This is a genomic window from Labilibacter marinus (assembly GCF_001659685.2).
Taxonomy (GTDB): Bacteria; Bacteroidota; Bacteroidia; order Bacteroidales; family Marinilabiliaceae; genus Saccharicrinis; species Saccharicrinis marinus.
In genome coordinates, this window is sequence record NZ_LXYE02000021.1 from 116,435 (window position 1) to 123,658 (window position 7,224).

Annotated in this window: 5 protein-coding genes; 3 read left to right on the forward strand and 2 right to left on the reverse strand. The window is 34.4% G+C overall.

The window, feature by feature from the left end:
- Nucleotides 1-142: 142 nt before the first annotated feature.
- On the reverse strand, nt 143-2,626 hold the full coding sequence (locus A8L32_RS10960) for a LamG-like jellyroll fold domain-containing protein (protein ID WP_158027228.1): 2,484 nt from the start codon (nt 2,624-2,626) through the stop codon (nt 143-145).
- A gap of 313 nt (nt 2,627-2,939) precedes the next feature.
- Here A8L32_RS10960 and rpsO point away from each other — a divergent pair, with 313 nt between their 5' ends.
- Together rpsO and A8L32_RS10970 are read left to right on the forward strand one after the other, a co-directional pair.
- A complete protein-coding gene (gene rpsO / locus A8L32_RS10965) occupies nt 2,940-3,209 on the forward strand; it encodes a 30S ribosomal protein S15 (protein WP_075590565.1) in 270 nt (89 codons plus the stop codon).
- Between the two features lie 302 nt (nt 3,210-3,511).
- Complete coding sequence (locus tag A8L32_RS10970) at nt 3,512-5,326, forward strand: methyl-accepting chemotaxis protein (RefSeq protein ID WP_083631274.1); 1,815 nt, start codon at nt 3,512-3,514, stop codon at nt 5,324-5,326.
- 69 nt (nt 5,327-5,395) lie between these two features.
- Here the strand turns inward: A8L32_RS10970 and A8L32_RS10975 are convergent, their stop codons facing one another.
- A complete protein-coding gene (locus A8L32_RS10975; RefSeq protein ID WP_075590567.1) occupies nt 5,396-5,788 on the reverse strand; it encodes a rhodanese-like domain-containing protein in 393 nt (130 codons plus the stop codon).
- Nucleotides 5,789-6,015: 227 nt separating this feature from the next.
- Here A8L32_RS10975 and A8L32_RS10980 point away from each other — a divergent pair, with 227 nt between their 5' ends.
- Nucleotides 6,016-7,152 carry an acyloxyacyl hydrolase gene (locus tag A8L32_RS10980; RefSeq protein ID WP_075590568.1) on the forward strand — a complete coding sequence of 379 codons (1,137 nt, stop codon included), beginning with the start codon at nt 6,016-6,018 and terminating at the stop codon, nt 7,150-7,152.
- Nucleotides 7,153-7,224 lie beyond the last annotated feature (72 nt).

Below are 7,224 nucleotides of genomic sequence, written 5' to 3' on the forward strand. Positions count from 1 at the left end.
TATTTAATACTGTAGGATACGAAGTTTTTATAAAGAACTTAGTTATAGTCCAGGACCGAAGTAGATGTTGAATTAAGGGGGTGTGATAAATCCAAACAAAATACTTTACGTCTGCATTTTCAGAAATATTATAATAGATATTTTAGTGAATCAATTCTTCAAAGGTAATGTTGAGGGCTTCGTTATAAATCTCTTCATGTTTTTCTTTAAAGGACTTAAAAAGAAATTTGGCTTGATTGACTTGTCGAAGAACTATAAGCGCTTTGATTTTGTATTTTAGGGCTTCTTCGTTTACATCATCGGCTGCCAGTATTCTATCTGAAATCTGTATAACTAATTCTGGATTTTGGTTTAGATCAAAATCCGAGAGTAAACGAGTTAATATATCAATAACTTTATTTGAGAAGTTTCCTTTAATTTCGTCAAAGGAACTGTCTTTACAATCGTGTAAAAAGGCACCGCGTTGTACAATGCTTAAAAATGCATTCAGTTTTTCTCGATCATTAAATAGGTTGCTTTTAAGCTTGTTTAAACAATCGTAATAGTCGCAATATACACTTTCAGAAAGGTCAATTCGCCATCTTTCCTGATGATTTGAAATGGTAATATTATCCATCAATTCGAGCAAAGAACGTAACTTGCTAATGGATACGCCTCGGTTATTAATAGCTTTTTTACGATCGAAGCCAGGCCATATTTCATGTATAAATTCATCGGACGAAACGCCTTGGTCTGAACTTTTACTTTTAATGATGAGGTAAACAAAGATTTGCTTTAGTCGAGGTGTAAATTTATTGGTGATATCTTCGCCTGATTGATCAATAATCTGTAAGTCTCCAAATAAACGAATTGTATTTTTAGTTGGTATTTGTTCTTGAATAGAAATAGATGAAATTTCAGGTTTAGAATTCGGTTTGCTGGCGTTTTTCTTTCTTCTGAATACTAATAGAATAACGGTGGTGATAAATAAGCAGGCAGCTAACCAGTATTTGTTTCTTTTTAAATAATTGATAAATACATTGCCTTTATCTAATGAAATATCTTGGTATAGATTCCAGATTTCATCTTCACCTAATGCTCTTTCCCAAATGATTACGTCGTCAATTCTTCCTTCGTAAAGGTTATCCTGACTAATAGATCGACCAATATAAATGTTGGAATTACTCACAAAGGCTGGATGATTTAAAGAGGATACATCAGGTTTTCCGTTTACGAAAATAGCTTGCTCCTGATTATATTTAGTATACCTCCAAACTACATGGTACCATCTTTTAGGAGAGATATGAGAATTACCCCATAAGTCGTTAGAGAAAAAACCAAAGTATGGCCTGTTGTCTCGTGTTTGTAAATGAAGCCCTCCTCTATAGTAGTTCTCCTTAGTTCCCATAATGGAAAAATCTCGCTTATTTCGAGTGTTTTCTCGATCTAACTTAATCCAGGCACTAACCGTAAAATCCGAATTTGACATGCCTAAAGTATTGGCTTCAGGAATGGTGATGTAAGACTTTCCATCAAACTCGGCTACATGGTTTCTTTTACCATCCATCACTATTTTTGCACCGTGGTTTAGTACTTTAAACTTTTGAGGTCCTTCATCCTTTATTTCCTCGTTAAAAGGAAAATAAGCACTCATGTTATGATGTATTTCAAGGGGAACGGCAATGAAATTTTGTGTGATAGACTTTGTAATGTCTTCTATTTTAATTTCTTCGGGAATAAATCTAAACCCTGGACTTACTGGTTTTAAAACTACATTGTCGTTTAAAGTAACAGGAAAACTATATTCGCCATGGGTAACTGCATTGAAATCACCCTCCCAAAATACCTTTTGCAAAGGTTCGCGATTGTATGAGATGGTACCCGAGATATTTAATTGTGTATTAAAATGGCTTCGTAACCCTTTGTAGTTTCTGTTATATAAATCAAACACTAAAAAATTAATCACCTTACCTGTGTTTTTCCAAACGTTTAATGCATGTGAAATAAAAAATGGATCCTGGTTAGTATCAACTTTTACATTTACTTTTGGCAATGTTTGTTCGGAAGTTTGGTAGCTGCTTAGGTATAGTAATTTATTAGTTATGTTTCCGTTACAGAATTCGCCATTGAATTTGGGTTCAATTTCATCGGTGTTGCACGGATTAACTGCATAGTCCCATGCGTACTTAATTAGCTGTTTTGATGAGTTATACTTATGGTAGCTAAAGCAAATAAGCTGCTTGTTTATTTTGGTTAGGTGACCAATCGTAGGCATTTCTGCATTAAAATTGCCTTGCCATATGTTATTATATATGTTCCCTTTCTGAAACGATTGAATTAAGAAGGATGAATCAAATTGGTAATTGAGAAAAAGCGTTAAAACATGACTGGTGTCCTTTTGGCAAAATGAGCGAAGTGAGTCGCATACTAACGAAAAATCGAGAGTGTCTTTACGGGATGTGATAAGTTTAACTTTATTACTATCAGAGCTTAATGCTAAGTCGAATATAAAACCATTAATACCACTTTGGGTTAATTCAGTAGTGGATTTTTTTCTAAAGTTATGAATATTGTTGTATCCGTAATGACTGATTAAATGTATTACTTCGTTATACTTAGCTTGTTTTTTATTGTCTTGCGCGCGCAATTCACTCCTTTGCCCGCCTAGGCACAGAAGCAATACAATAAATAAAAGATGAAAGCGATAAGAAAGCATAAATGTGTTCCCGAAAAATTTGACTAAAAATAGATATTACTTACAACTTAACCAACAAATAATGGATAGAGTATAAAATCTGTTGTGATAGCCCTTTTTAATAGGGGTTTGAGTAGTGTATTTATGGAGTTGACATGTAGCTAGATAAGCTGCTTTAATATTATTTGTATTCTTTTTAAAACGATGTGTTGCTACTTGTAATAAATTAACTATCTTTGCACCGCAAATTTTTAATATATATAGTATGTACTTGACTACAGAAAAGAAGCAAGAAATCTTCGAGAAGTACGGGAAGTCGAAAACTGATACTGGTTCAACTGAAGGCCAGATAGCATTATTTACCCACCGTATCTCTCACTTAACCGAACATTTAAAGGTTAATAGAAAAGATTATAGCACAGAGCATGCTTTGGTTAAACTAGTAGGTAAACGTCGTAGTCTTCTTGATTATTTGAAGGCAAAAGACATTGAAAAATACCGTGGTTTAATTAAAGAATTAGGATTACGTAAGTAATTCAGACTCGGCTAAAGAATTTAAAGGCAATCCAATTTGGGTTGCCTTTTTTTGTGCATTAAATTTATGGTTGACAGATATTGAATTTTTAAAGTATTTGGTCTGTTTGATTAAAAATCACTACTACATAAGGTTTTAAACATTGCAATGTACAGTGTCTCAGACAGTATCGTTTTAGATGGATGTTTTACCTTGTTTTTAATAAAACCTATTCTTGAATTGCTGCGTATTGGCTTTTTAATCTTACGTTAATAAAGTAACCTTCCTTGAGCGTATAATTTATTTACCAATCTAGTATTTGTATGAAACTGAAGAGTATTAAGTCTCAAATGATAATATCATTTGGGTTAGTGGTGTTTGTGGTAGTGGTGGCTTTAAGTTTAACTTTTTTCTATACAATAAGTAATACCCTAACTAAAGATATTAGGAATAAACAATTGTTTGCTTTTTTGGAAGCGGCACAAAGTGATTTGCGTAATGAATTTGAAAAAGCGATTGAATCATCTGTAGGAATAGCAACCGATCCAACTCTATTAAAATGGTTTGAAGGGGAGGAGCAAGATGATGATTTAAAAGAATTAGCTCTTGATAAATTGGATGCGGTGGTCAATGAGTTTGGTTACTTTACCATTTTTGCAGTTAATAATAGAACTAATAATTTCTGGACAGGAGGACACAAATTATTGGAAGTGGTTTCTCAGGATGATCCTGATGACTCGTGGTTTTTTAACACAATGGCAAGCGGAGTAAGGGTTTCTACCAATTTTGATTCTAATCTTGAACTCAAGGAAACAGCACTTTTTATTAATGTATTAATGGGAGATGAAAATGCTCCGACGGGTGTTGCAGGAGTGGGGTTGAACCCTAGTGTGATGGTAGAGAACTTAAATAAACGAACGTTTAGCGATCATAGTTATATGTGTGTAATTGATCAAGCTGGAATAATAAAACTATCGCAAAATCCTGATCATATTAATCAAAAATTATCAGATGTGTTTAGTTCCTCTACTGCTAATAAAGTGATTGAATCAAAAGGGACGGGTTTGCTTTCTAATGAATTAATTTATGATGAAAGTAGTGAGTTAGCCTATATGGATATGGGCAACACTAAGCACAAAATAATACTTACCCTTCCATCAAAAGAATTGGTTAGTCTTTTAAACCCTATTAGAAAGTATTCGTTAATAATAGGACTGATATTTATAGCATTATCGCTTGCAATGGCTTATGTTATTTCTCGATCTTTAGCTAATCCGATATTGCAATTGAAGCAAGTAACTAGTTCTATTGCACAAGGACAGTTGAAAATTAATATGGATAAAGCATTGTTGAATCGTCAAGATGAGCTAGGGGAGTTAGCTATTGTTTTTAACCAGATGAAAGCTAAGATTACCGAGGTTGTAAAGCAAGTGAAAAATACGGGAAAACTAATTTCTGCAGGAGGAGAGCGATTAACAGAATCTGCCAATGAGCTTTCAAGTAGATCGATGCAGCAGGCAAGTTCTACTCAAGAGGTGTCGGCATCTATGGAAGAGATGGGTGCAAATATTGAGCAGAATGCTGATAACTCTAAAAAGTCTGAAAAGATAATGTCACAGGCTTATAAAGATACTTACGAAGGAGGAGATATTGTTGCTCAGGCAGTGGAGGCTATAAAAACAATTTCTGAAAAAGTAAAGATTATAGAAGAGATTGCAATGCAAACGAATATTTTGGCATTGAATGCAGCTGTTGAGGCGGCGCGAGCAGGCACTGAAGGAAAAGGTTTTGCAGTAGTTGCTGCTGAAGTAAGGAAATTAGCAGAAAGAAGTAGGGAGTCAGCAAATGAGATAAGCGAACAGGCTATTGCGAGTTATGCTGTAGCTGAAGAGGCTGGGGGGATATTTACCAAGTTGGTTCCTGATATTCAAAAAGCCGCAAATTTGGTTACTGAAATATCTGCTGCTTCCATAGAGCAAAATGAAGGAGCAAATCAAGTTAATAAGGCTATTGTGGAGTTAGATGGTGTATCTCAAGGAAATGCTAATGCGGCGGATCGTATATCTGAGTTAACGAAATCATTCTCAGAAGAAATTGAGAAATTAAATCAGGTCATTTCCTTTTTTAAAGTGGATTAATAAATCGGATGTACTGAATGATACTAAAGCTCTGTTTTTAAGCAGGGCTTTTTTTGTGATTCGATTTGTTTAACAACCACAAGCAATTCCAGTCGCACCTTTCCTGTCTTCACCTTGGGTTTCGTAGCCATCGCGTTTCCACCAATCCAGGCCACCGAGTAGTTCTTTGGTTTTAAAACCAAGCTGGGTCATATTTAGTGCGCCTTTAGTGGAGGCGTTACATCCAATACCGTCGCAATATGTTACTATAAGATGGTCTTGATCCAGGTTTTGGACGCTTTCTTTTGTCATTTTTCTGTGCGGAATATTTATAGCACCAGGTAGGTGTTCTCTTTTGTAAGCTTCTTCTGATCTGGCATCAATAACTGTTATGGCTTTTTTTTGTCTGATTGATTCAAATAAATCCCATGAATCAATTTCGTATTGTAGTTTTTGTTGATAATATCTTATTTGCTCTTCCATGATAGTTTTTTTAAGTAAACAATTATTGGGGGTAGTTGGTTTTAATGGCTAGGGTATAAAAAATGCTGTATTAGTTTTTAAAACACATAAAATTGTATGGGGTGCATGACTTTTGCGAGCTATATATTTTAATACCATCAAAATTTTATCGAAATTCGCATTTAACTTAAACAATAACTTAACAGCAGGCTTACTTAAGTCTGATCATTTATTAAAATACTGATTCTATGAAAACTTTAAGGTTTATCTTGTTATCTGCATTTGTGTTAACAGGTTTTCTTTCTCATGCGCAATATTCTCAGGATAGTACATACAAAAAATCTGGGTATAAATTTATTAAACATTTAGATGTTAGATTTGAGAATGGTGCCATGGTGGGTAATGGAACCGATATTGGAGATGAATTAATAAATAGTTCTTACTATAATGGATTTGATATTCGCTTGGGTTTTACCAAAAGTGATCCTGATGATGTTTATGGTAACGTTTATCGTCGCCCTAAATATGGTGTAGGTTGGTATACTTCAACTTTTCATAATGAGGATGTAGGTAACCCAACAGCTTTGTATTTCTTCTTAACCATGCCGTTTAAGTTTCAGGAAGATAGACGTTGGGATTTAGGATATACGGCAGCTTTTGGTGTATCGTATAATATTAATCCATACGATCCTGAAGATAATCCAGCTAACATATTTCTAGGTTCAAAAAGAAACTGTTACGTACATTTAGGCTTTTATGCTAATTATCAACTTGCTGATAGATGGGCTTTAAATGCAACTTTAGGCTTCAAACATTTTAGTAATGGCTCGTTTAAACAGCCCAACTATGGACTGAATTTATTGCCTACAACAGTTGGCGTTAGCTATAGGTTAAATGAAGATAAGGTTTACGATTATGAACGTCCTCTTCCAAAATATCAGAAACATGATATTATTAATGTAGCTGTATATAATGGGAGTAAAAATTATAAAACAGGAGGTGACAATTATTATAGAGGGGGTATTGGTGTAAATTATTTACGTCAGATAAATTACAAGTACCGTGTTGGTTTAGGAGTTGATATGTATTATGCGGCAGGTATGGACGATAGAGACGCCACTGGTAGTGCTGTGTCTTGGGCCGTGGTTGGTTCGTGGGAATGGGCATTAACGAGTCGTTTATATGCACCTTTGGCTATTGGAGTTTATATGAATAGAAATGAGCAAAATGATGAAAAAACACCCTACTATGAAAGAGCAGGTTTACGTTATAGATTTACCGATCACATCAGTGCAGGTTTAACTATTAAAGCGCATGGTGGTGCTGCAGATATTTTTGAGTGGACTGTTGCTTACGCAATATTCAACGATCCTAATAAATACTAGAAAAGAATATAAAGTATAACAATAGCGTCCTAAACAATTTATTTTAATGTTCTGAAAGTCTTGTATAGTGTC